The following is a 20607-nucleotide window of genomic DNA, read 5'->3' as shown; positions in this document are numbered from 1 at the left end:
GGTTATTCCTTATTATTTTCAGCGGATTGCGGGATTTCAAGCGCTTTTTCAAGCTGCTTGATGCGTTTGTTCATTTCGCTCAAGTGGCGGATGTGGACGGCATTGCGCGCCCATTCTTTGTGCGTCTGCATCGGGTAGGGGCCGGCAATGTGCTGGCCGCTTTCTTTGATGCTGTGGGTAATGCTGCTGCCGCCGCCGATGGTGGTTTTGTCGGCAATTTCGATATGGCCGACCGTGCCGACGCCGCCGCCGAGAATACAGTAATTGCCGATGGTAACGCTGCCTGAAATACCGGTTTTCGCGGCAATCACGGTGTGCGAACCGATTTTGCAGTTGTGGCCGATTTGCACCTGATTGTCGATTTTGGTGCCGTTACCGACCACGGTATCGCTCATGGCGCCGCGGTCGATATTGCTGTTGGAGCCGATTTCTACATCATCGCCCAGCGTAACGCCGCCGGTTTGCGGGATTTTAAACCAAGAGTCGCCTGCAAAAGCCAAGCCGAAACCGTCGGCACCGATGACGCAGCCGCTGTGGATTTCCACGCGGTTGCCCAGTGTGCAGCCGTAATAAATCACGGCATTGGGATGAATGACGACTTCATTGCCGAGTTTACAGTCGTGTTCGACCACGGCGCCGGCCAAAATGCGGCATCCTTCGCCCAAAACGGTGTTGCCGCCGATATAAGCGTGTGCGCCGATTTCGCAGCTTGCGGGCACGGTGGCGGTGGGTTCGACCACAGCGGTCGGGTGTATGCCGGCTACGGCTTTTACTACGGGCGAAAACAGACGCGCAACTTTGGCGAAATACAGGTAAGGGTCTTGCGCCACAATCAGGTTGCGGCCGGGAAATTCGTCGGCGGTTTTCGGGCTGACAATCACGGCACCGGCTGCGCTGCCGGCAACGTCGGCCTTGTATTTGGGGTTGGCCAGAAAACTGATGTGGTCTGCAGTGGCGTCTGCCAAAGGCTGTACCGCAGCGATGCTGATGTCTTCGCCGCGCCATTCGCCGCCTAATTCGGCCACAATTTGCGATAAGGTGTAAAAAGCTGGAGTCATGTATTAAGGCCGTCTGAAAAAACAGCTGCCTGTAATGACAAACCTCAGCCGCTTTGTTGAAACGGAATGACGGTTTGCCGACAGGCACCTGCGGTTAGCGTGCGTTTAAGGCTTTGATCACGCTGTCGGTAATATCGTATTTGCTGTTGACGTAAATCACGTCTTGCAAAATCAGGTCGTAGCCTTCTTTTTTCGCCAAATCGATGATGACACGGTTGGCATTTTGCTGGAGGGCGGCAAATTCTTCATTGCGGCGCAGATTGTATTCCTCGGCAAGCTGGGCTTGCTGGAGTCGGAATTTCTGTACCAATTCGCCCAACTCACGCACGGCGGCTTCATGGGCGCTTGGGGAAAGTTTGCCCGAAGCCAGTTTTTTCTCGACGGCTTCGCCTTCCTTGCGGATTTTTTCCAACGCTTTCTGACGGCTGTCGAATTCTTTTTCCAGCGTCGTCTGAATGCGTTGTGCCTGCTTGGATTCCTGATAAACGCGCTCGGTGTTGATGAAACCGAGTTTTTGCACACCTTCGGCGGCAACTGCGCTGCCCATCAGGCTGAAACCCAATGCGGCAACGGCAAAGCGGCTCATAAAATGTGATGTTTTACTCATAACCTTCCTTATTAGCTTGGATGCCTGTTCCGAATTAGAAAGTCGTACCCAGTTGGAACTGGAAGCGTTGGATTTCATCGCCTTGTTTTTTCTTGATCGGATAGGCATAGCTGAACTTCATGGGGCCAAGCGGCGACAGCCAGGTTACGGCCGCACCGGCAGAGTAACGCAATTCTTCTTTAAACGTTGATTTGTGTACGGCATCTTTACCGTAAACGTTTTGCGCCGCACCGGTAGAGTGGAACGGATCGCTGCTGCTGTTGTTATACGTTTTGCCGTCCCACACGCTGCCGGCATCGGCAAACAGGCTCAAACGTACGGTGCGGGAATCTTTGATGCCCGGCATCGGGAACAGCAGCTCGGCGCTCACGTTGGCTTTTTTGTTGCCGCCATAGCTGATAACGTCGCCGAAGCGGTCATACACTTTCGGCCCCAAAGTGCCGCTCTCGAAACCGCGCACGGAGCCTAAACCGCCGCCGTAGAAGTTTTCAAAGAAAGGCATGTTTTTGGTTTTGCCGTAGCCGTTGCCGTAGCCGACTTCGCCGCCCAGCATCAGGGTCAGTTCTTTGCTCAACGGGAAGAACCAGGTTTGGTTGTGGGTCAGCGTGTAGTATTTCAATTTGCTGCCCGGCAAGCCGATTTCGCCGTTGACGTTGGTCAGGTAGCCGCGTGTCGGCCACAAGGCGTTGTCGGTTTTATTGCGGCCCCAGCCGATGTTGCCTTTATATACCCAGCCTTTGAATTTGCCGATACCGTCGGCGCCTTTGCCGTGTTCGCTGATGAATTCGCGGTAGCGTTTGGGTGCGCCTTCGTAGGTGTTCACGGTAAGGTGTTCCGCACCTACGCCGAGGTTCACGCGGTCGTATTCGGTAACCGGAATACCCATGCGCAAGCCTGTGCCGAGTGTGGTGGTTTTGTATTGGTGCGTGCTAGAAGAGGATTTACGCGGGTCGTACACTTTGCCGTAAACGTCGTAGCCCAAGCTCACGCCGTCGGAGGTGAAATAAGGCTCGGTAAACGACAGTGAGGCATTTTGGGTGGTTTTGCTGCGCGACACGCGGGCGGAAACGGATTTACCCGTGCCGAAAAGGTTGTCTTGCGCCACACCGGCGGATAATACCAAGCCGGTATCTTGTACCCAGCCTGCGCTCAAATCCAGCGAGCCGGTAGAACGCTCTTTCAGTGACATGTCCAGATTCACTTGGTCGGGCGTGCCTTCGACCGGTTTGGCGTCAAACTGTACATCATCGAAGTAGCCGAGCAATTCTACGCGTTCTTTGGAACGTTGCAGTTTGGAAACGTCGTAAGGGGCGGCTTCCATTTGGCGAAGCTCGCGGCGGATTACTTCGTCGCGGGTTTTGTTGTTGCCTGAAATGTTGATTTCATTCACATAAACTTTGCGGCCCGGCTCGACATTCAACACGAAATCCACGACGCCGGTTTCGGGGTTGGGCAAGGGTTGTACGTTGATTTCGCTAAAAGCGTAACCGGCACTGCCCATGGCTGTCTGCATGGATTGAAGGCTGTCGACCATTTTTTGACGCTCGTACAGACGGCCTTCTTTCATTTTCAGCATTTTGTACAAATCTTCTTTGGCTACTTCGCGGGTGTCGCCTTCGATTTGTACTTTGCCCCAGCGGTAACGCGGGCCTTCATGCACTTTTACGGTGATGGTTTGTTTGGTTTTGTCTTCGTTGGTATCAATCTGCGTATCCAATACGCGGGCTTCGAAGTAACCGTTGTTTTGGTAAAACTCGGTTACGCGCTCCATATCTTGGGCGAATTTTTCTTCGTTAAACTGATTGCTTTTGGTCAGCCAGCTGAAAATGGTTTTTTCGCTGAGCGACATTTGTTTGCGCAGTTTTCGGTCTGAATATTTTTCGTTGCCTTCAAATTCGATATCGACGATTTTGGTGCTTTTGCCTTCTTCAATCTTAACGTCGATGGCTACGCGGTTACGCGCCAGCTTGGATACGGTAGGGGTGATTTCCACCGACTGTTTGCCGCGGTTGATGTATTCCTGTTTCAAACCGGCTACGGCTTCGTTGAGGGTGGCTTGGCTGAAAGGTTGGGATTGTGCCAAACCGAAGGCATCGAAGTTTTTCTTGATGGCGTCGTTGGGCAGCATTTTGGCGCCGGTAACGTTCAGGCTGCTGATGGTGGGGCGCTCCACTACGGTCAGCAATACCTGATTGCCCAGAGTTTCTACGCGCACGTCGTCGAAGAAGCCGGTGGCATACAGGTTTTTGATGATTTCTTCGCTTTTGGCATCGGTAAAGGTGTCGCCGATTTTAACGGGCAGATAGTTGAATACCGTGCTGGGTTCGGTACGTTGCAGGCCTTCTACTCGGATATCCTGAATGGTGAAGTCGGCCAGTGCCAAAGGCGAGAGGCCGATTAACGTTAAGGTTGCAGCAATCTGTTTCAATTTCATAACATTTATCCAAACAAACGGGTTATATCGTTAAAGAAAGCCACCATCATCATCAGTAACATGACGGCAAGGCCGAAGCGTACGCCGATAGCCTGTATGCGTTCGCTCAGCGGTTTTCCGCGTATCCACTCGGCGGCATAATACACCAAATGACCGCCGTCCAAAACAGGCACGGGTAATAAATTCATGATTCCTAAGCTGATACTGACCAGCGCCAGAAACTCCAAATAACTCTGCAAACCGTGTTCGGCGGTTTTGCCCGCCACATCGGCGATGGTTACGGGGCCGGAAATGTGGCTCAACGAGGCTTGGCCGGTAATCAGTTTGCCGAAAAACTGCACCGTCATGGTGGAGTATTTGACGGTTCGCTCCCAACCCATTTGGAAAGCTTCTGCCAAACCGGGTTGGTATTCGTGGGTAATTTTTTTCATCCAAGCTTCGTCGCTTTGGGGTGCTACGCCGGCTCTGCCGATTAAGGTGCCGTCTGAAAGTTCTTCAGAGTTGGGGCGCAGATGGGTTTCGGCTACTTGCCCGTTGCGGACGTATTGGATGGTAAGGTTTTTACCGGGGCTGCGGCGGAACATTTCCGACCACTCCGCCCAAGTGTGGATTTGGCGGCCGTCGGCTGCCAGCAAGGTATCGCCTTTTTGCAAGCCTGCGCGTTCTGCGGGGCTGTCGGCGGCAACATGGCCGAGAGTGTTGGTGATTTTAACCGGCAGCAAACCGATATGGCCTTGCTGCTTGATCACTTTTTCCACTTCCGGCGTGCCGGCAACATTAATAGAACGCACGGCATTGCCGCCGGTGGGCGTGCCGACGGCAATATCGACTTTGCCCGATTCCAAATTCAACACGATTTCATTGCGCGCGTCAGACCATTTGTCGATGGCAACGCCGTTGACCGACAGGATTTTGTCGCCCGGCACGAAGCCTGCGCGGGCGGCGATGCTGGCCGGTTCTACGGTGCCGACAAAAGGACGCAGTTCGGTCACGCCGAATGAAAAGCTGAGGCCGTACAGCAATACGGCCAAAATCAGATTGGTCAGCGGGCCGGCCGCCACAATGGCGATGCGTTTGGCGGGGTGCTGTTTGTCGAAGGCGTAGGGCAGGTCGGCTTCAGACACATTGTCTTCGCGGGTATCGACCATTTTTACATAGCCGCCCAGCGGAATGGGCGCCAAACACCATTCGGTGTCGCCGCGTTTTTTCTTTAAAAACGGTTTGCCGAAGCCCACAGAAAAGCGCACAACTTTCACGCCGCACAAGCGTGCGACGATGTAGTGGCCGAACTCGTGCAGGCTGACCAAAATCAAAATGGCTACGATAAAAGCCAGTATGGTGTTCAACATAATTCCCCAAAATATTGCTGTATGTTTTTTTCAGACGGCCTGTTTGCTTAGAGGCCGTCTGAAAAATGTTTCATTGTATAAGAAGAAGCGGCGGATATAACAAGCGGGTTTGCACAATGATTACAGAACTTTATAAAACCATTAGGCCGGTAAAATGCATATTGGTTTCAGACGGCCTGTAAATTATCGGCAAATTTTCAAGTGCTGTTGCCGCCGCCGGTTTATTTCATGACCAATGCGCTGATGCCTTTTTGCGCTTGAATGCGGGTGAGCGCGTCTTGTGCGAGTAGGCTGTCGATGTCGCCGATGCCGTCTGAAAAGCCTTGCTCCAAGCAGTGCGACACAATGCGGGCGATGTCGGTAAAGCGGATTTTTCCGGCGAGGAACGCGGCAACGGCTTCTTCGTTGGCGGCATTGAGTACGCACGGCGCGCCGCCGCCGGTTTCCATCGCTTCGTAAGCGAGTTTCAGGCACGGGAAGCGTTTGAAATCCGGTTCGCGGAAGGTGAGGGCGGACAAAGTGCCGAAGTTTAACGCGCCTACGCCCGATTCGAGGCGTTCGGGCAGCCCCAAGCAATAGGCAATCGGCGTGCGCATGTCGGGATTGCCCATTTGCGCCAATACTGAGCCGTCGAGATAGCGTACCATGCTGTGAATCACACTTTGCGGATGGATAACCACTTCGAGCTTGTCGGGCGGGCAGTTAAACAGCCAATGCGCTTCGATCAGCTCCAAGCCTTTGTTCATCATGGTGGCGGAATCGACGGAGATTTTTTGACCCATCGACCAATTCGGATGTTTGACCGCTTGCGCAGGCGTGATGTGGTCGAAGGTGGCCAGATCGGTATCGAGAAAAGGCCCGCCCGAAGCGGTGAGTACGATGGATTGGATACCGTGCGCATTCAGACGGCCTGAATAGTCGTGCGGCAATACTTGGTAAATGGCGTTGTGTTCGCTGTCCACCGGCAGGATTTTGGCGCCGTTGGCACGCGCGGTTTCCATAAACAGGGCGCCGGAAACGACCAGCGTTTCTTTATTGGCCAAATAGATGGTTTTGCCTTTGCGGGCGGCAGCCAGCGCGGAGGGCAGGCCGGCTGCGCCGACAATCGCCGCCATCACGCCGTCCACTTCGTCGGCTGCGGCGATGTCGATCAGCGCTTGCGGGCCGTACAGCACTTCGGTGTTGCATTCGGCCGATTCTAAAAGTTGCTCCAATGCGGCGGCGTGTTCGGCATCGGCCACAACGGCAAATTGAGGTTTGAAGCGTTCGCATTGTGCGGCCAGTTTGTGTACTTGTTTGTGGCCGGCCAAGGCGAAAATGCGGAATTTTTCGGGATGGCGCGAGACAACGTCGAGCGTGCTTTCGCCTATGCTGCCTGTGCTGCCGAGGATGGTTAAAACGTGTTGTGTCATGATGTTTCTTGATATGAGGCCGTCTGAAAACGGGCGGAGCGGGTTTTGCAGAGGCCTCGGTTTTGCTTAATCTATATTGTATTCAATCGTTACCACCAAGCGGACCTGCTTGCCGATGGTGGATTTGTCGTAGGTGCCGCCGTAGTCTTCATCTTCAGCACCTTTGCCGCTGTCGGCATAAATATTAAACGAGCCTTGTGAAGCCGAGCGCATGGTACCGACTTTGCTGCTGCTGGTTTTCGCAAATTCCTGTGCGCGTTTGTGGGCATCTTGGGTGGCCTGATTAATCAGGTCGCGCTTGATGGTTTCAAGGTTGCCGAGCAGGTATTGAGGGTCGGAGAAGTCGATAAACTCGTTTTGCGCGCGCAGGTTGAGAATGGCTTTGTGCGCTGCTTGGATTTTATTCAGTTTGTCGGTACGTACGGTAATGGTTTGCGTGCCGTCGTAGCCGCTGGGAACGCGGCGTTCGTTGCGGTGTTCGTCGTATTCGGTGATGTAGGCACGGGTAATTTCAGGCGTGCCGGTTTGGATTTCGTTTTCGGCAAAGCCTTGTTCGAGTAAGAATTTTTTCAGCTTGGGGCGCTGTTTTTTGAGGGCGTCCAAAACTTCCTGATAAGTGTCAGCATGAAGGCTGACAGACGTATTCCACAAGGCTTGGTCGGATTGGAAATTCTTTTCGGCCAAGCCTTTTACGGTAATCGTGCCGGGTTGGCGGAAGTTTTTAAACTGCGTGCCGAGCACGAAAGCCGCCACAATCAAACCCGCTGCGAGCAGGCCGCCCAAGGTGCCCAAGCCTTTTGACATTGAAAAAGTTTTTTCCGACATTTTCATCTCCTCGTGTAAATCTTTATCAGGCCGTCTGAAAATCATACCGCCCGTTTAGCCGAATACTGCCATCATGGCCGTGTAAACGCTCAATACGGCAATCAGGCTGTCAGTACGGTCAAACACACCGCCGTGGCCGGGCAGCAGATTGCTGCTGTCTTTGATGCCGGCGGAGCGTTTGAACCAGCTTTCCAACAAGTCCCCGCCTATGCTGACGGCGGTAAGCACCCATCCCACCAACACGGCGCCGAACCACGACACATCAAACGCCAGCCAGCCGGCGTTCCACACCAAAATCATGTAAACCGCCACGCACAATGCGCCGCCGATTGCGCCTTCCCAGCTTTTTCCGGGGCTGATGGAAGGGGCGAGTTTGTGTTTGCCGAACGCTTTGCCGCAGAAGTAGGCAAAAATATCGGCCACCCACACCAAGCCCATGATGGCCAAGAGCGAAACGGCGGAATCTGCGTCCGGGCGCAGCGTGTTCAGGCCGAACCAGAAAGGCAGCATCAACATCAAGCCTGTGGCGTAGGCTTTCCAGTCTGCTTTCAACGGCCATTTTTTATACAGCCACAAAGGCATGATTACCAACCAAAAGGCCAGCACCAATACCCATGAAAACACCGGCAGCGTCCATCCTCCCGCGTAGGCGGTCAGGCCGAAAAATGCGGTGGCGGCCAAGAAGTGATGGTTTTGGGCTTTTTCCATGCCGCTGAGGCGGGCGTATTCCCACAAAGCCAACAGCGCAATCAGGCCGGTGAAGAACGCCCACAGGCCGTCTGAAGCCCAAAACAGCATGCCCAGCATTAAGGGCAGTAAAACCAAAGCGGTAAGAACGCGTTGTTTCAACATGGATTATTCACTCCGTTGCTGTTCGGGCGGAAGCTGCTCGGATGTGCGGCCGAAGCGCCGTTCGCGGGTTTGGAACGAGCGGATGGCGGCGTCTAAAGCGGCATCGTCGAAATCCGGCCACAAGGTATCGGTAAAATAAAGTTCGGCATAAGCCATTTGCCATAGCAGAAAATTGCTGATGCGGGTTTCGCCGCCGGTGCGGATAAACAAATCCGGCTCGGGTGCATCGGACAGCATCAGATGTTGCGCCAGCAGCTCTTCGGTAATTTCCGTTACGCCTTCCTGAATCAAGCGGTTGGCGGCTTGCAGGATATCCCAGCGGCCGCCGTAGTCGGCAGCAACGGTAATCGTTAAACCTGTGTTGGCGGCAGTGAGCTGTTCCGCCGCTTCGATTCCTTGGCGGATGTCTTCGCTGAAACGGCTGCGGTTGCCGATTACCTTCACACGCATATTGTTTTCATGCAAACGGCGCACCTGCTTTTGCAGCGCCTGCAAAAACAATCCCATCAGAAAAGACACTTCGTCTTCGGGGCGGCGCCAGTTTTCGGTGGAAAACGCAAACACGGTCAGATACTGCACGCCCAATTCGGCGCAGCGTTTTACCATATTTTCCAAAGCGTCCAAGCCGCGCTTGTGTCCCATCACGCGGGGCAGAAAACGCTTTTTCGCCCAACGGCCGTTGCCGTCCATAATCACGGCGATATGGCGCGGTATGTGAGTATGTTCCAAAATGGTCTGCGTGCTGCTGATCATCTGCGTCCCTTTGACGTTGAGGGTAAGGTCGGTGCGGCAAGAGTGGCGGATAAGATGGTGTTCAGGCCGTCTGAAAAGCTTTAAAAGTTTTCAGACGGCCTCTCCTTATGCCGTCATTTAAATCGCCATCAGGTCTTCTTCTTTGGTTGCCAGCATCTTATCGACTTCGCCGATGTATTTGTCGGTCAGCTTTTGAATCTGATCTTCGCCGCGGCGTGCATCATCTTCGGAAATTTCTTTGTCTTTCAACAAGCGTTTGAAATCGTTGTTGGCATCGCGGCGCACGTTGCGGATGGCTACGCGTCCTTCTTCAGCCTCGCCGCGCACGACTTTGATCAAGTCTTTACGGCGCTCTTCCGTGAGCATCGGCATCGGTACGCGGATCACGTCGCCCATCGCGGCAGGATTCAAGCCCAAATTCGATTCGCGGATGGCTTTTTCTACCGCCGCAGCCATATTGCTTTCATACACCTTCACACCGATGGTGCGGGCATCCAGCAGGGTAATGTTGGCGACTTGGCTCACAGATACGGGGCTGCCGTAATATTCCACTTCCACTTGATCCAAAAGGCCGGTGTGGGCGCGACCGGTGCGCACTTTGGCCAGATTTTCACGCAATACTTCCAGCGAACGCTGCATTTTGCTTTCGGCAGTTTTTTGAATGTCGTTAATCATTTTTACTCTTTCAAAATTATTAAAATCAATAAGATAAATATTGAATCTGACTGCACCGCATAGTTCGGACGGCCTTTGCAGCAGGATAACGAACCATAGTACCGCGCTTGGCCGTTTCCGACAAGCACGGAGGCTGTTGCGAGACTTATCGTTGTAGGGTATTTTCGTGCATTTTTTGCAAGGGTAAGCGTTTATTTCAGACGGCCTTACCGTAAGCCTACGGCAACACAATCTCACGCACGATTAAATATGTAGGACGCAATACACTTTATCGCCATCAAACCCTTTGCTGATCAGTTTAACGGTTTTAAAGGTTTCTCCTCCGTCTGCCGTTACAACTACAACAAGCTCTTGGTCTTCAAAGGTTTTTAACTCTTCAATCACTTGGCTGATGCTTTTCTGCCGCTCTTCCCATTCGGTCGTTTCGTTCATATTGCTTTCTCCTGCATGAGCGTTAAATCTCTAGGCCAAATTGCATGTTGCTCCGCTTTTTGTTGTTTTGCCTGCATGGTAAGTTGAATCGGGTAATTAAAAATTAAGAGCGGGTAAAGATATTGCTATTTGAGTAAACAAAACTTAAAATATTGTGTTACTTTATAACATTGCTAAAAATAAACTATGCGACATTTCAAATTTAGCGTTTCTCCCCTGCTGCTGATACTGAGCACGCAAGTATGGGCGGATGTTGGGGCAGAACATCAACAAACACTTGAAGAGGTGACTGTGGTCGGTAAACGCCAGTTGAGACCGCAGTCGTTTATCAGCGGCAGCCGCAAGGCTTCGGATGTGGTGATTGACGGCGAGAAGTTTAAAAGCCGTTCCGCCACTTTGGGTAATGCGCTCTCCGGAGAATTGGGCGTGCACAGCAATCCTTTCGGCGGTGGTGCGAGTGCGCCGGTGATTCGCGGGCAAGAGGGCGTGCGGATTAAAATTCTGCAAAACGGCTCGGATGTGGTGGATATGTCGAGTTTGTCGCCCGATCATGCCGTTGCCGCCGATACGCTGTTGGCGCAACAGGTCGAGTTGGTGCGCGGTACGCCTACTTTGCTTTATTCGACAGCTTCCCCGGCCGGTGTGGTTAATGTGGTGGACAAGCGAATCCCTGACCATATGCCGAAAAAAGGTATGGAAGGTGAGGCAGCATTGCGTTTTGATACGGCTGCGCGTGAAAAAGCTTTGAATGCTGGCGTTACGTTCGGCTTGGGCAGCAATGTTGCCGTGCGTGCCGAAGGTTTGGCACGAAAATCCGAAAACTACCGTGTGCCGGGTATCAATTTGGGAGAACGTCTGAAATATCTGCCCGATTCGCACAACCGTTCCAAAGTCGGTACGGCGGGCATATCTTGGGTGGGCGAGCAAGGCTATTTGGGTGCATCGTATAGTGTGCGCCGCGATAAATACGGGTTGCCCGGCCACAACCATATGCTCGATTCACTTTCGATGCATATTTTCAATATCGCCGCCGACGGTTCGCGTACGGAGCGCCGTTATCTGAACGCGTATCCGCATCTGATGGACGAAAGCGATTTGGGTTATGCCCACAGTCACGGCGGTTTGGGACATGAACATAATCCGGAACACAGCCACGAAAATCCCTACGGCCACGATCATGACCACAGTTCGGACGGCCCGATGGTGGATATGACCTCCAAACGTTGGGACGTGCGCGGCGAATGGCGGCAGCCCTTTGCCGGAGTGGAAAAACTGAAACTGGCGCTTTCCCATGCCCGATACCACCACGATGAGTTGCACGACGGTAAATTTTATGCCGAGAAAGGCGAAAACCGCCATATTCAGGAACGGCGCAAACAAGCCGCCGAAGCTTTGAAAGGAAAGCCTGAGAGTGTGTTTGATACCACCGGTTTCAACAGCCGTTTGGAAGTTTACCACCGGCCGGTTGCCGGTTTGCAGGGTATGGTTGGCGTACAGTTTTCCAAATTGCGTGGAAGTGCCGAAATTGCACCGCTGCCACGTCCCGGTTTTCCGAGCGGAGCCGATGCCGCCTACCGCCGCCGTCTGCTGCCCGACCATACCGACCGCCGTCTGAGCCTGTTCGGGCTGGAGCAGTACCGTTACAAAGATTTCACTTTCGAAGCTGCCGCCCGTTGGGAAAAACAGCGTATTCCCGTACATTACGACCATGCCGTGCTGGCAGCCCCTCCGTTTGCCGGCCCGGGTAAGGCTGTTCCCGATTTAAGCCCGCGTAAAGAAAAAGCCTTTTCCTATTCAGGAACGGCTTTGTGGAATTTCAGCCTGAGCGACCGTTTGGCTTTTACCGCTTCCCATAATGAGCGGTTGCCCTCGCCGATGGAGCTTTATTATCATGGGCGGCACCTGGCTACCAATTCGTTCGAGTTCGGCAATAAAGAGCTGAAAAAAGAAAATTCCAACAATGTAGAATTAAGCTGGCGGCACGCTTCTGACAAATGGGACGTGAAATTGAGTACTTACCGTAACCGTTTCCGCAATTTTATTCACAGCGAAACCATCCGCCGCGACGGTAATATCCATACCCGCCGCTATATCCAGTCTCAGGCGCGTTTTCACGGTATCGAAGGAGAAGTCGGCTATTCGTTCGCGCCGGGCAACAAGCTGACGTTCTTCGGCGATTATGTGCGCGGCAAACTGTTCAACTTGCCTAAAGTACGCGGCAAAGAAATGTTTCGTAATCCGAATCCGCGCCATGACGATGAAGACGACGATTACGATTGGACTGTAGACCCTAATTGGCCCTGTAAAGATGAAGAAGGTTTGAATCAAGAATGCGAACCCGAATCCTTAGGCGTACAGACCATTGCCCGCCCCAACCGCAATGCGCCGCGCGTATCGCCAGCCCGCATCGGTTTCCGCTGGGAAAAAGGTTGGGGGCCGAACTGGTCGACTTCGTTGGAATACACCCATGTCTTTACGCAAAACAAAACATCCGATTCACAGTTTGTCCGTGAAAAAACGAGAGATGAAAAAGAAATCGATCAAGCAGAAGGCATCGAAGGCCGTGATTTGACGACCGAACCCATCAGTGAAGATAAAACCAAAGGCTACCACTTGCTCAATGCCGGCATCGCCTACGACAAGCGCACGAAGTGGGGCAGCTATAAATTGTCTTTAAACGGCAATAACCTGCTGAATCAGAAAATCTACATCCACAACTCCTTCCTGCCGTATGTGCCGCAGCCGGGACGCAATTTTGTGTTTGGTGTGAATGTGAAGTTCTAAGCGCGGTAGTTTGAAGTATCAGGCCGTCTGAAAAACTGTTTTTCAGACGGCCTATATTCGATTAAACGCACATCAAGGCTTTATTTACTCTTGGTTGTCGTTTTCTTCTTTTTCTTCACTGCTGCTTTTGTTTCGTGCCCACAAGCGTCTGCCGAACCAGATAAGTGCGACCAGCAGCCACAGCGGCCATCCGGCTACGATAACTAAGAGAATGTTTTGGAACAGATACCAGCCTTTTTCCAGCATCGGCAGGATTTGTTCAAAGAACGACGGTTCGGACTGCTTGGCCAAGGTTTCGGGATTCGGTCTGCTGCGGCGGATGACCGTTTCGGGCTGGTTGAAGTGAAGCTGTATGGTGGCGAAGTCAACTTTGTCCTGCCAATAAGCTTTTTCCAACTCGGCGTATTCTTTTTGGGCTTTGGCGTCAAACTGCCAACGGGTTACTTGCGCCGAATCTTTTTTGTCGGACGGTTCGCTAGACTGCTTCACATCTGCCAATTGGTCGGCAAGCTGCTGTTGGCGCAGCGCTTCCAAAGCCTGTCTGCGCAAATCAAGGCTCACGTCTTCGGCGGAAAAATGCTGGTTATTCAAAAATGTAATGTGTGTTTGTATGTCGCGCAGAAATTCGGAAGCTTTGTCGGTAGGAATCCGCACCACTAAATCGGCGCGGTAGGTGTAGCGGCTGATTTCGAGCAGCGTGCCGTCGGTTTGCGGGAAAGAATCGGTGCTGCGGACGTCGGCATTAATCGTGTTGGAGGCAACGAAGCCGCCGTGTTTGGCGGTGAGCGCTTCGATATCGGTTGCCGTTTTGCGCGTGTCGGCGGTTTGGAAATCAATGTCCGCCGTTACGGCAAGCTGCCTGCCTTCTATTTTTTGCTCAACTACCGCGCTCGGCGTCAATTCGGCGGCCTTTTGGTCGGACGACGTCTCCGCTACGGCAGCAGCCGGGGCTTGTGCGTCGGAGGAAAAATGGCTGTTGTTTTCGCTGCCGCCACACGCAGTCAGCAGCAGCGAACCCAACAATGAAATATAGGCAAGGCGGCGAGTGTTCATGTTGATACCTTTGTAATGAAACAAGTGAAATAAAGTACGTTTTGATTGTTTATTTATTGGGAGCAGCGGAGGGCGCGTTTTCAGACGGCATCTCCGCCAAAGTTTTCTTATGATTGGCGGCCACACGCATATAGTGCTGCGCCGAATATACTAAAAATGCTTTTTCGTCGTCCGTCAGCGGGCGCACCTGTTTAACGGGCGAGCCGACATATAAATAACCGCTTTCCAAGCGTTTGCGCGGCGGCACCAAGCTGCCGGCTCCGATCATCACGTCGTCTTCGATAACCGTATCATCGAGAATTACCGTATTCATGCCCACCAGCACGCGGTTGCCGATGGTGCAGCCGTGCAGCATCACCTTGTGGCCGATGGTTACGTCTTCGCCAATCACCAGCGGCGAACCGTTCGGCTTGGCCGCCGTTTTGTGCGAAACGTGCAGCATACTCAAATCCTGCACATTACTGCGCGCGCCGATGGTAATGCTGTTCACATCCCCGCGCAGCACCGCAAATGGCCATATCGACACGTCTTGCGCGAGCGAAACTTCCCCGATCACGGCGGAAACCGGGTCGATGTAGCAACTTTCATCAATGTTCGGAAAATGCTCCAGATAAGGGCGGACATTCATATCGTTCTCCTCGACGGGTAAATGGTTTTTCAGACGGCCTGAAGGCTTCTTGGTTGGTATTGTAGCCGAACATCGCGCATCTTAGCCCAAACAGGCCGTCTGAAAACATCGCACAGCCAAACGGCAGCGAAGCGGGCGCGTTCGGGTTATCGGATTGACCGCAAACGGATTGATTGAGGATAAAATAAGCCGACCCCGCATTCAGATGAAAGGATCATCATGTGGCACATTATCGCCATCGGTTATCTATTCGTAGCCGTTTTATTTTCCGCCGCCCAGCCCACTATTGCCCGCGCCTTGATTTATCTCGTATTTTGGGCGGTGTTGCCCAGCCTGTTTACTTTTTGGGTCGTTAAAACACGGCGGCGCAACAAACGCATCAAATGGCTGGAAAAACAGCAGTCAAACCGCAAACCCGAATAAGCACTTTTCAGACGGCATCTTATCTTATATAATTCCGCGGTTTCCGTTTCGGCGGAATCATTTTTTATTGTTAACTCAAACGCCCGCACTTTGCGCGAAAGGGTGCTTACTTCGGTAAGTTCTATGCGACAAAGTGTATGCTTTAACCCTTTTAAGGAAAATTTATGTCACAAGTTACTATGCGCCAGATGCTGGAAGCAGGCGTTCACTTCGGCCACCAAACCCGTTACTGGAACCCGAAAATGGAGCAATACATTTTCGGCGCGCGCAACAAAATCCATATCGTAAACTTGGAAAAAACCCTGCCGCTGTTCCAAGAAGCGCAAGAAGCCGTTCGCCGTCTGGTTGCAAACAAAGGTACCGTATTGTTTGTAGGTACCAAACGCCAAGCCCGCGACATCATCCGCGAAGAAGCTACCCGTGCCGGTATGCCTTTCGTTGACTACCGCTGGTTGGGCGGCATGCTGACCAACTACAAAACCGTTAAACAATCCATCAAACGCTTGGAAGAAAAAACCGCAGCTTTGGAAAACGCTGCCGAGAGCGGTTACAGCAAAAAAGAAATTTTGGAAATGCAACGCGAAGTTGAAAAACTGGAGCGTTCATTGGGCGGTATCAAAAACATGAAAGGCTTGCCCGACGCGATTTTCGTGATCGACACCGGCTACCAAAAAGGTACTCTGGTTGAAGCTGAAAAACTGGGCATCCCCGTGATTGCCGTAGTAGATACCAACAACAGCCCCGACGGCGTGAAATACGTTATCCCCGGTAACGACGACTCTGCCAAAGCAATCCGCCTGTACTGCCGCGGTATGGCCGATGCCGTTTTGGAAGGCAAAAACCAAGCCATCCAAGAAACCGTAGCCGCTGCCCAAGCCGCTGCCGAATAAGGCTTTTCAAAAAGGGGCTTCATGCCCCTTTTCTCGAAACAGGCCGTCTGAAAATACATGAAATACCTTTTCAGACGGCCTCACAAAGATTCACAAGCACCACAAACCGTGCTTCCCAAATTTCTAGGAGATTCAAAATGGCAGAAATTACTGCAAAAATGGTTGCCGATCTGCGTGCCGCTACCGGTCTGGGCATGATGGAGTGCAAAAAAGCACTGGTTGAAGCCGAAGGCAACATCGAAAAAGCCGAAGAAATCCTGCGCATCAAATCAGGCGCCAAAGCCGGTAAATTGGCCGGCCGTACCGCTGCCGAAGGCGTATTGGCTTACGCTATCGAAGGCAATGTAGGCGCTTTGGTTGAAGTAAACTGCGAAACCGACTTCGTAGCAAAAGACGCCGGCTTCGTAGAGTTTGCCAACTTTGTTGCCAAAACCGCCGTTGCCAAAAAGCCCGCTTCTGTTGAAGAACTGAGCGCATTGGTTGAAGAAGAGCGCAAAGCCATCATCGCCAAATTGGGCGAAAACATGTCTGTACGCCGTTTCCAAGTTATCGAAACCGCCAACAGCCTGACCGCCTACATCCACGGTGCTTTGGCTACCGAAGGCGTATTGGTTGAATTCAAAGGTGCCGAAGACGTTGCCCGCAAAGTAGGTATGCACATCGTTGCCGCCAAACCCCAATGCGTGTCTGAAGCTGAAGTAGATGCAGAAACCGTTGAAAAAGAACGCCGCATTTACACCCAACAAGCCATCGAATCAGGCAAACCTGCCGAAATCGCCGAAAAAATGGTTGAAGGCCGCATCAAAAAATTCTTGGCTGAAGTTACCCTGAACGGCCAAGCATTCGTGATGAACCCTGACCAAACCGTAGCCCAATTCCTGAAAGAAAACGGCGCGGAAGTAATCAGCTTCGTACGTTACAAAGTAGGCGACGGTATCGAAAAAGCCGTTGTAGACTACGCTGCCGAAGTAGCTGCCGCTGCGAAAGTATAAAGCTTATGAAAAACAAAGCACTCAGATTCTTATCGAATCGGGTGCTTTTTTTTGAGGGCATTTTTCAGACGGCCTGCCGTTTATAGGCAAAACCCGCAGGCCGCAACGTTGCCTACGGGCAGAAAACAAACCGCCAGAGATTTGACTTAACGCTTTGAAAAGCCCTGAAAAACGCACTACAATCAGTGCAGTATCCTTTTCACCAAATAAAACATACAGGCCGTCTGAAACGGTTTCAGACGGCCTCCCCGCAACCCGAAGAAAGCAAGGTATCCCATGACACAGCAAACCAAATATAAACGCGTTTTATTAAAACTTTCCGGCGAAGCCCTGATGGGTAAAGACGCTTTCGGTATCAACCGCGACACCATTATGCAGATTGTCGGACAAGTGAAAGAAGTCGTAGACATGGGCGTGCAGGTTGCCGTAGTGATTGGCGGCGGCAATATCTTCCGCGGTGTCGCCACACAAGCCCAAGGCATGGATCGCGCCACTGCCGACTATATGGGCATGATGGCTACCGTGATGAACGCACTGGCCTTGAAAGACGCTTTCGAATCGCTGGGCATCAAAGCCCGCGTACAATCCGCCTTGAGCATGCAGCAGATTGCCGAAACCTACGCCCGCCCCAAAGCCATCCAATATTTGGAAGAGGGCAAGGTCGTGATTTTCGCCGCCGGTACGGGCAACCCTTTCTTTACCACCGACACAGCCGCTTCATTGCGCGGTGCGGAAATGAACTGCGATATCATGCTCAAAGCCACCAATGTTGACGGCGTTTATACCGCCGACCCTAAAAAAGACCCGTCGGCCACCCGTTATCAAACCATTACTTTCGACGAAGCCATCAACAAAAACCTGCGCGTGATGGATGCCACCGCTTTCGCCCTGTGCCGTGAGCAGAAGCTGAATATCGTTGTATTCGGTATTGCCAAAGACGGCGCATTGAAGCGCGTGATTGCCGGCGAAGACGAAGGCACGTTGGTGCATTGCTGATTCTTAGAGAAAGTTCAGGCCGTCTGAAACATTTGCTGTTTCAGACGGCCTCACTTCTCTATTTCACAGACTTGGCTTTATTTGGCAGCTAACTCGCTACGCAGTTTTTTGGTTACTTCCATCATCACTTCAAGCTGCTCGATGGTTTCTTTCCAGACGCGGGTTTTCAGGCCGCAGTCGGGGTTGACCCATAAGTGTTCCACCGGCACCACGTCCATGGCTTTGCGCAGCAAGTGTTCGATTTCTTTGGCTTGCGGTACGCGCGGGCTGTGGATGTCGTACACGCCCGGGCCGATGTCGTTCGGGTATTTGAAGTCGCCGAATGCGGTAAGCAATTCCATGTCGGAACGCGAAGTTTCGATGGTAATCACGTCGGCATCCATAGAGGCAATGGCGGGCAGGATGTCGTTAAACTCCGAGTAGCACATGTGGGTGTGGATTTGGGTGCTGTCTTCCGCGCCGGTGGACGACAGGCGGAAAGATTCGCAGGCCCATGCGAGGTATTCGTCCCATTGTGCTTTTTTCAGCGGCATGGCTTCGCGGATGGCGGGTTCGTCGATTTGAATCACTTTGATGCCGGCTTTTTCCAAATCCAACACTTCGTCGTTCAAGGCCAAGGCGATTTGTTTGGCGACTTCGCTCAACGGAATGTCGTCGCGCACAAACGACCATTTGAACATGGTTACCGGGCCGGTGAGCATGCCTTTCATCGGGCGTTTGGTCAGGGTTTGGGCGTATGAAGACCAGTAAACGGTCATCGGGTTCGGGCGGGAAACGTCGCCGAAGATGATGGGCGGTTTCACGCAGCGTGAGCCGTAGCTTTGCACCCAACCGAATTGGGTGAAGCAGTAGCCGGCCAGTTGCTCGCCGAAGTATTCCACCATGTCGTTACGCTCGGCTTCGCCGTGTACCGGCACGTCCAGCTCCAATTTTTCCTGCACTTCCACGCAGTAGGCGATTTCTTTTTTCATCGCTGCATCGTAATCGGCTGCGGAGAGTTCGCCTTTTTTGAAGGCGGCGCGGGCTTGGCGGATTTCGGTGGTTTGCGGGAACGAGCCGATAGTGGTAGTCGGCAATACGGGCAGGTTCATCCAAGCCTGTTGGGCTTTGATGCGCTCGGCAAACGGTGATTTGCGTTGATCGGCACCTTTAGGCAGGTTGGCTACGCGTGCTTTTACGGCATCGTTGTGGATTTTTTTGTTGGTGGCGCGGTCGGCAGCGGCGGTATCGGAAGCGGCAATCGCGTCTTTCACGCTGTCTTTGCCGTGTGCCAAGGCTTGTTTGACTACGCCCAGCTCAACCAGTTTTTGTGCGGCAAACGCCATCCAAGATTTGATTTCGCCGTCCAGTTTTTCTTCCACGGCCAAGTCTTGCGGGCTGTGCAGCAGCGAGCAGGAAGGAGCGATCCACAAGTTGTTGCCCAGTTTGGCTTTTACCGGCTCCAAAGTGTCGATCACTTTGGAGAGGTTGGCACGCCATACGTTGCGGCCGTCAATCAGGCCGACGGACAATACTTTGTTTTCCGGCCACGCGTCGGCGAATACGGCGAGTTGCTCAGGTGCGCGCACGCAGTCGATGTGCACGCCGTGTACCGGCAGGGCTTTGAGCAGGTTCAGATGCTCGGCTACGGTCGCAAAGTAGGTGCCGATGATGATGCGCACGCCGGTGTTGGCCAGTTCTTTGTACACGGCGGAGAAAGCGTCGAGATAAGGTTTGGGCGCGTCAACGGCCAAAATCGGCTCGTCGATTTGAATCCAATCCACACCTTCGGCGGCCAGTTCGCGCAAGAGTTGTGCGTAAACGGGCAGCAGTTTCGGCAACAGGGTGGCTACGCGGCAGCCGAATTCCTCTTTCTTTTTACCCAACCACAGCAGAGTCAGCGGGCCGACCAAAGTAGGCTTGATGTCGTGGCCTTGCGCTTTGGCTTCTTTGATTTGGGCAATCAGATTTTTAGCGTTGACTTTGAATTCGGTGTCGGCGTGCCACTCGGGTACGATGTAGTGGTAGTTGGTGTCGAACCATTTGGTCATTTCCATCGCAAACTGGGTGGCGTTGCCACGCGCCAGTTGGAAGTATTCGGGCAGGCTCAGATTAGCCGCGTCGAAACCGAAACGCTTGGGGATCGCGCCCAAAGTGCAGAGCAGGTCTAAAACGTGGTCGTAGAAAGAGAAATCGCCCACGGGCAGCAAATCGGCACCGGCGGCTTTTTGGGTCGCCCAGTTCAGGCGGCGGATTTCGGCGGCAACTTCTTGCAGCTCGGCTTCGCTTTTCGCGCCTTTCCAAAAGGCTTCAACGGCAAATTTCAGCTCGCGCTTCGCACCGATGCGCGGGTAGCCGGACAGATGAAATGTGTTCATGTTCAACTCCTGTTGTTAAATCAATTGCAGATGCTTATTCAGATGGTCGTATCTTGAAGGTTTTTCGGGCAAGGCGCAAACGAGTTA

19 protein-coding genes are annotated in these 20607 nt (G+C 52.7%); 6 read left to right on the top strand and 13 right to left on the bottom strand.

All coding sequences use genetic code 11. The annotated features are described in order from the left end of the window. Window positions 1-2: 2 nt before the first annotated feature. The 8 genes from lpxD to LVJ85_RS12585 all read right to left on the bottom strand — a co-directional run bounded on the left by lpxD (window position 3) and on the right by LVJ85_RS12585 (window position 9290). A complete protein-coding gene (gene lpxD / locus LVJ85_RS12620; RefSeq protein WP_244740160.1) occupies window positions 3-1058 on the bottom strand; it encodes a UDP-3-O-(3-hydroxymyristoyl)glucosamine N-acyltransferase in 1056 nt (351 codons plus the stop codon). Between the two features lie 94 nt (window positions 1059-1152). Next, entirely contained in the window at window positions 1153-1665 is a 513-nt protein-coding gene (locus LVJ85_RS12615; protein WP_370686924.1) for an OmpH family outer membrane protein, read from the bottom strand. A gap of 34 nt (window positions 1666-1699) precedes the next feature. Next, entirely contained in the window at window positions 1700-4099 is a 2400-nt protein-coding gene (gene bamA, locus LVJ85_RS12610; RefSeq protein WP_244740158.1) for an outer membrane protein assembly factor BamA, read from the bottom strand. A gap of 5 nt (window positions 4100-4104) precedes the next feature. Beyond that, on the bottom strand, window positions 4105-5445 hold the full coding sequence (rseP, locus tag LVJ85_RS12605) for an RIP metalloprotease RseP (protein ID WP_244743227.1): 1341 nt from the start codon (window positions 5443-5445) through the stop codon (window positions 4105-4107). Between the two features lie 224 nt (window positions 5446-5669). Continuing rightward, window positions 5670-6860 (bottom strand): 1-deoxy-D-xylulose-5-phosphate reductoisomerase, encoded by a 1191-nt coding sequence (gene ispC, locus LVJ85_RS12600; RefSeq protein ID WP_244740156.1) that lies wholly within the window; start codon window positions 6858-6860, stop codon window positions 5670-5672. Window positions 6861-6926: 66 nt separating this feature from the next. Further along, entirely contained in the window at window positions 6927-7685 is a 759-nt protein-coding gene (locus LVJ85_RS12595; protein WP_244740153.1) for an SIMPL domain-containing protein, read from the bottom strand. Between the two features lie 54 nt (window positions 7686-7739). Further along, the gene (locus LVJ85_RS12590) at window positions 7740-8537 is read right to left on the bottom strand and encodes a phosphatidate cytidylyltransferase (protein WP_244740151.1); all 798 of its coding nucleotides are present in this window, start codon (window positions 8535-8537) and stop codon (window positions 7740-7742) included. Window positions 8538-8540: 3 nt separating this feature from the next. After that, on the bottom strand, window positions 8541-9290 hold the full coding sequence (locus tag LVJ85_RS12585; protein ID WP_244740149.1) for an isoprenyl transferase: 750 nt from the start codon (window positions 9288-9290) through the stop codon (window positions 8541-8543). Between LVJ85_RS12585 and LVJ85_RS13385 the strand changes: the two genes are divergently transcribed. Continuing rightward, window positions 9252-9374, top strand: a complete 123-nt coding sequence (locus LVJ85_RS13385; protein WP_255733922.1) for a hypothetical protein — start codon at window positions 9252-9254, stop codon at window positions 9372-9374. The two genes, LVJ85_RS12585 and LVJ85_RS13385, sit on opposite strands and share 39 nt — an antisense overlap. Before the next feature lie 33 nt (window positions 9375-9407). Here the strand turns inward: LVJ85_RS13385 and frr are convergent, their stop codons facing one another. Together frr and LVJ85_RS12575 are read right to left on the bottom strand one after the other, a co-directional pair. After that, on the bottom strand, window positions 9408-9965 hold the full coding sequence (gene frr, locus LVJ85_RS12580; RefSeq protein WP_054600055.1) for a ribosome recycling factor: 558 nt from the start codon (window positions 9963-9965) through the stop codon (window positions 9408-9410). Between the two features lie 243 nt (window positions 9966-10208). Then, on the bottom strand, window positions 10209-10397 hold the full coding sequence (locus LVJ85_RS12575; protein WP_244740147.1) for a hypothetical protein: 189 nt from the start codon (window positions 10395-10397) through the stop codon (window positions 10209-10211). 186 nt (window positions 10398-10583) lie between these two features. Here LVJ85_RS12575 and LVJ85_RS12570 point away from each other — a divergent pair, with 186 nt between their 5' ends. Further along, window positions 10584-13181, top strand: a complete 2598-nt coding sequence (locus tag LVJ85_RS12570; RefSeq protein WP_244740144.1) for a TonB-dependent receptor — start codon at window positions 10584-10586, stop codon at window positions 13179-13181. A gap of 84 nt (window positions 13182-13265) precedes the next feature. On the opposite strand, the gene LVJ85_RS12565 is transcribed toward LVJ85_RS12570, so the two are convergent. Both LVJ85_RS12565 and LVJ85_RS12560 read right to left on the bottom strand, forming a co-directional pair. Then, complete coding sequence (locus tag LVJ85_RS12565; protein ID WP_244740142.1) at window positions 13266-14234, bottom strand: DUF4349 domain-containing protein; 969 nt, start codon at window positions 14232-14234, stop codon at window positions 13266-13268. A 49-nt stretch (window positions 14235-14283) separates the two neighbouring features. Further along, complete coding sequence (locus LVJ85_RS12560; protein WP_244740140.1) at window positions 14284-14862, bottom strand: gamma carbonic anhydrase family protein; 579 nt, start codon at window positions 14860-14862, stop codon at window positions 14284-14286. A 219-nt stretch (window positions 14863-15081) separates the two neighbouring features. Between LVJ85_RS12560 and LVJ85_RS12555 the strand changes: the two genes are divergently transcribed. From LVJ85_RS12555 to pyrH, 4 genes are all read left to right on the top strand, one after another. Further along, window positions 15082-15285, top strand: a complete 204-nt coding sequence (locus tag LVJ85_RS12555; protein WP_244740138.1) for a hypothetical protein — start codon at window positions 15082-15084, stop codon at window positions 15283-15285. Between the two features lie 164 nt (window positions 15286-15449). Further along, window positions 15450-16175, top strand: coding sequence for a 30S ribosomal protein S2 (gene rpsB, locus LVJ85_RS12550; RefSeq protein ID WP_085363721.1), 726 nt, complete (start codon window positions 15450-15452; stop codon window positions 16173-16175). Window positions 16176-16312: 137 nt separating this feature from the next. Next, window positions 16313-17167: a translation elongation factor Ts gene (gene tsf / locus LVJ85_RS12545; RefSeq protein WP_085360038.1), complete on the top strand. Its 855-nt coding sequence runs from the start codon at window positions 16313-16315 to the stop codon at window positions 17165-17167. 276 nt (window positions 17168-17443) lie between these two features. Then, window positions 17444-18163, top strand: a complete 720-nt coding sequence (gene pyrH / locus LVJ85_RS12540) for a UMP kinase (RefSeq protein ID WP_054600429.1) — start codon at window positions 17444-17446, stop codon at window positions 18161-18163. Between the two features lie 77 nt (window positions 18164-18240). On the opposite strand, the gene metE is transcribed toward pyrH, so the two are convergent. Next, the gene (metE, locus tag LVJ85_RS12535; RefSeq protein ID WP_244740136.1) at window positions 18241-20520 is read right to left on the bottom strand and encodes a 5-methyltetrahydropteroyltriglutamate--homocysteine S-methyltransferase; all 2280 of its coding nucleotides are present in this window, start codon (window positions 20518-20520) and stop codon (window positions 18241-18243) included. Window positions 20521-20607 lie beyond the last annotated feature (87 nt).

Source organism: Neisseria sp. Dent CA1/247, assembly GCF_022870825.1.
In the GTDB taxonomy this organism is placed as follows: domain Bacteria; phylum Pseudomonadota; class Gammaproteobacteria; order Burkholderiales; family Neisseriaceae; genus Neisseria; species Neisseria zoodegmatis.
This window is presented reverse-complemented; position numbering and strand designations above follow the sequence as displayed.

What these genes read in the sequence shown, in the direction of transcription:
- LVJ85_RS12565 (WP_244740142.1), bottom strand. Translation starts at nt 14,234, where the DNA reads ATGAACACTCGCCGCCTTGCCTATATTTCATTGTTGGGTTCGCTGCTG.
- LVJ85_RS12595 (WP_244740153.1), bottom strand. Translation starts at nt 7,685, where the DNA reads ATGTCGGAAAAAACTTTTTCAATGTCAAAAGGCTTGGGCACCTTGGGC.
- LVJ85_RS12570 (WP_244740144.1), top strand. Translation starts at nt 10,584, where the DNA reads ATGCGACATTTCAAATTTAGCGTTTCTCCCCTGCTGCTGATACTGAGC.
- LVJ85_RS12560 (WP_244740140.1), bottom strand. Translation starts at nt 14,862, where the DNA reads ATGAATGTCCGCCCTTATCTGGAGCATTTTCCGAACATTGATGAAAGT.
- rpsB (WP_085363721.1), top strand. Translation starts at nt 15,450, where the DNA reads ATGTCACAAGTTACTATGCGCCAGATGCTGGAAGCAGGCGTTCACTTC.
- LVJ85_RS12585 (WP_244740149.1), bottom strand. Translation starts at nt 9,290, where the DNA reads ATGATCAGCAGCACGCAGACCATTTTGGAACATACTCACATACCGCGC.
- ispC (WP_244740156.1), bottom strand. Translation starts at nt 6,860, where the DNA reads ATGACACAACACGTTTTAACCATCCTCGGCAGCACAGGCAGCATAGGC.
- metE (WP_244740136.1), bottom strand. Translation starts at nt 20,520, where the DNA reads ATGAACACATTTCATCTGTCCGGCTACCCGCGCATCGGTGCGAAGCGC.
- LVJ85_RS12555 (WP_244740138.1), top strand. Translation starts at nt 15,082, where the DNA reads ATGTGGCACATTATCGCCATCGGTTATCTATTCGTAGCCGTTTTATTT.
- bamA (WP_244740158.1), bottom strand. Translation starts at nt 4,099, where the DNA reads ATGAAATTGAAACAGATTGCTGCAACCTTAACGTTAATCGGCCTCTCG.
- lpxD (WP_244740160.1), bottom strand. Translation starts at nt 1,058, where the DNA reads ATGACTCCAGCTTTTTACACCTTATCGCAAATTGTGGCCGAATTAGGC.
- pyrH (WP_054600429.1), top strand. Translation starts at nt 17,444, where the DNA reads ATGACACAGCAAACCAAATATAAACGCGTTTTATTAAAACTTTCCGGC.
- frr (WP_054600055.1), bottom strand. Translation starts at nt 9,965, where the DNA reads ATGATTAACGACATTCAAAAAACTGCCGAAAGCAAAATGCAGCGTTCG.
- LVJ85_RS12615 (WP_370686924.1), bottom strand. Translation starts at nt 1,665, where the DNA reads ATGAGTAAAACATCACATTTTATGAGCCGCTTTGCCGTTGCCGCATTG.
- LVJ85_RS12575 (WP_244740147.1), bottom strand. Translation starts at nt 10,397, where the DNA reads ATGAACGAAACGACCGAATGGGAAGAGCGGCAGAAAAGCATCAGCCAA.
- LVJ85_RS12590 (WP_244740151.1), bottom strand. Translation starts at nt 8,537, where the DNA reads ATGTTGAAACAACGCGTTCTTACCGCTTTGGTTTTACTGCCCTTAATG.
- tsf (WP_085360038.1), top strand. Translation starts at nt 16,313, where the DNA reads ATGGCAGAAATTACTGCAAAAATGGTTGCCGATCTGCGTGCCGCTACC.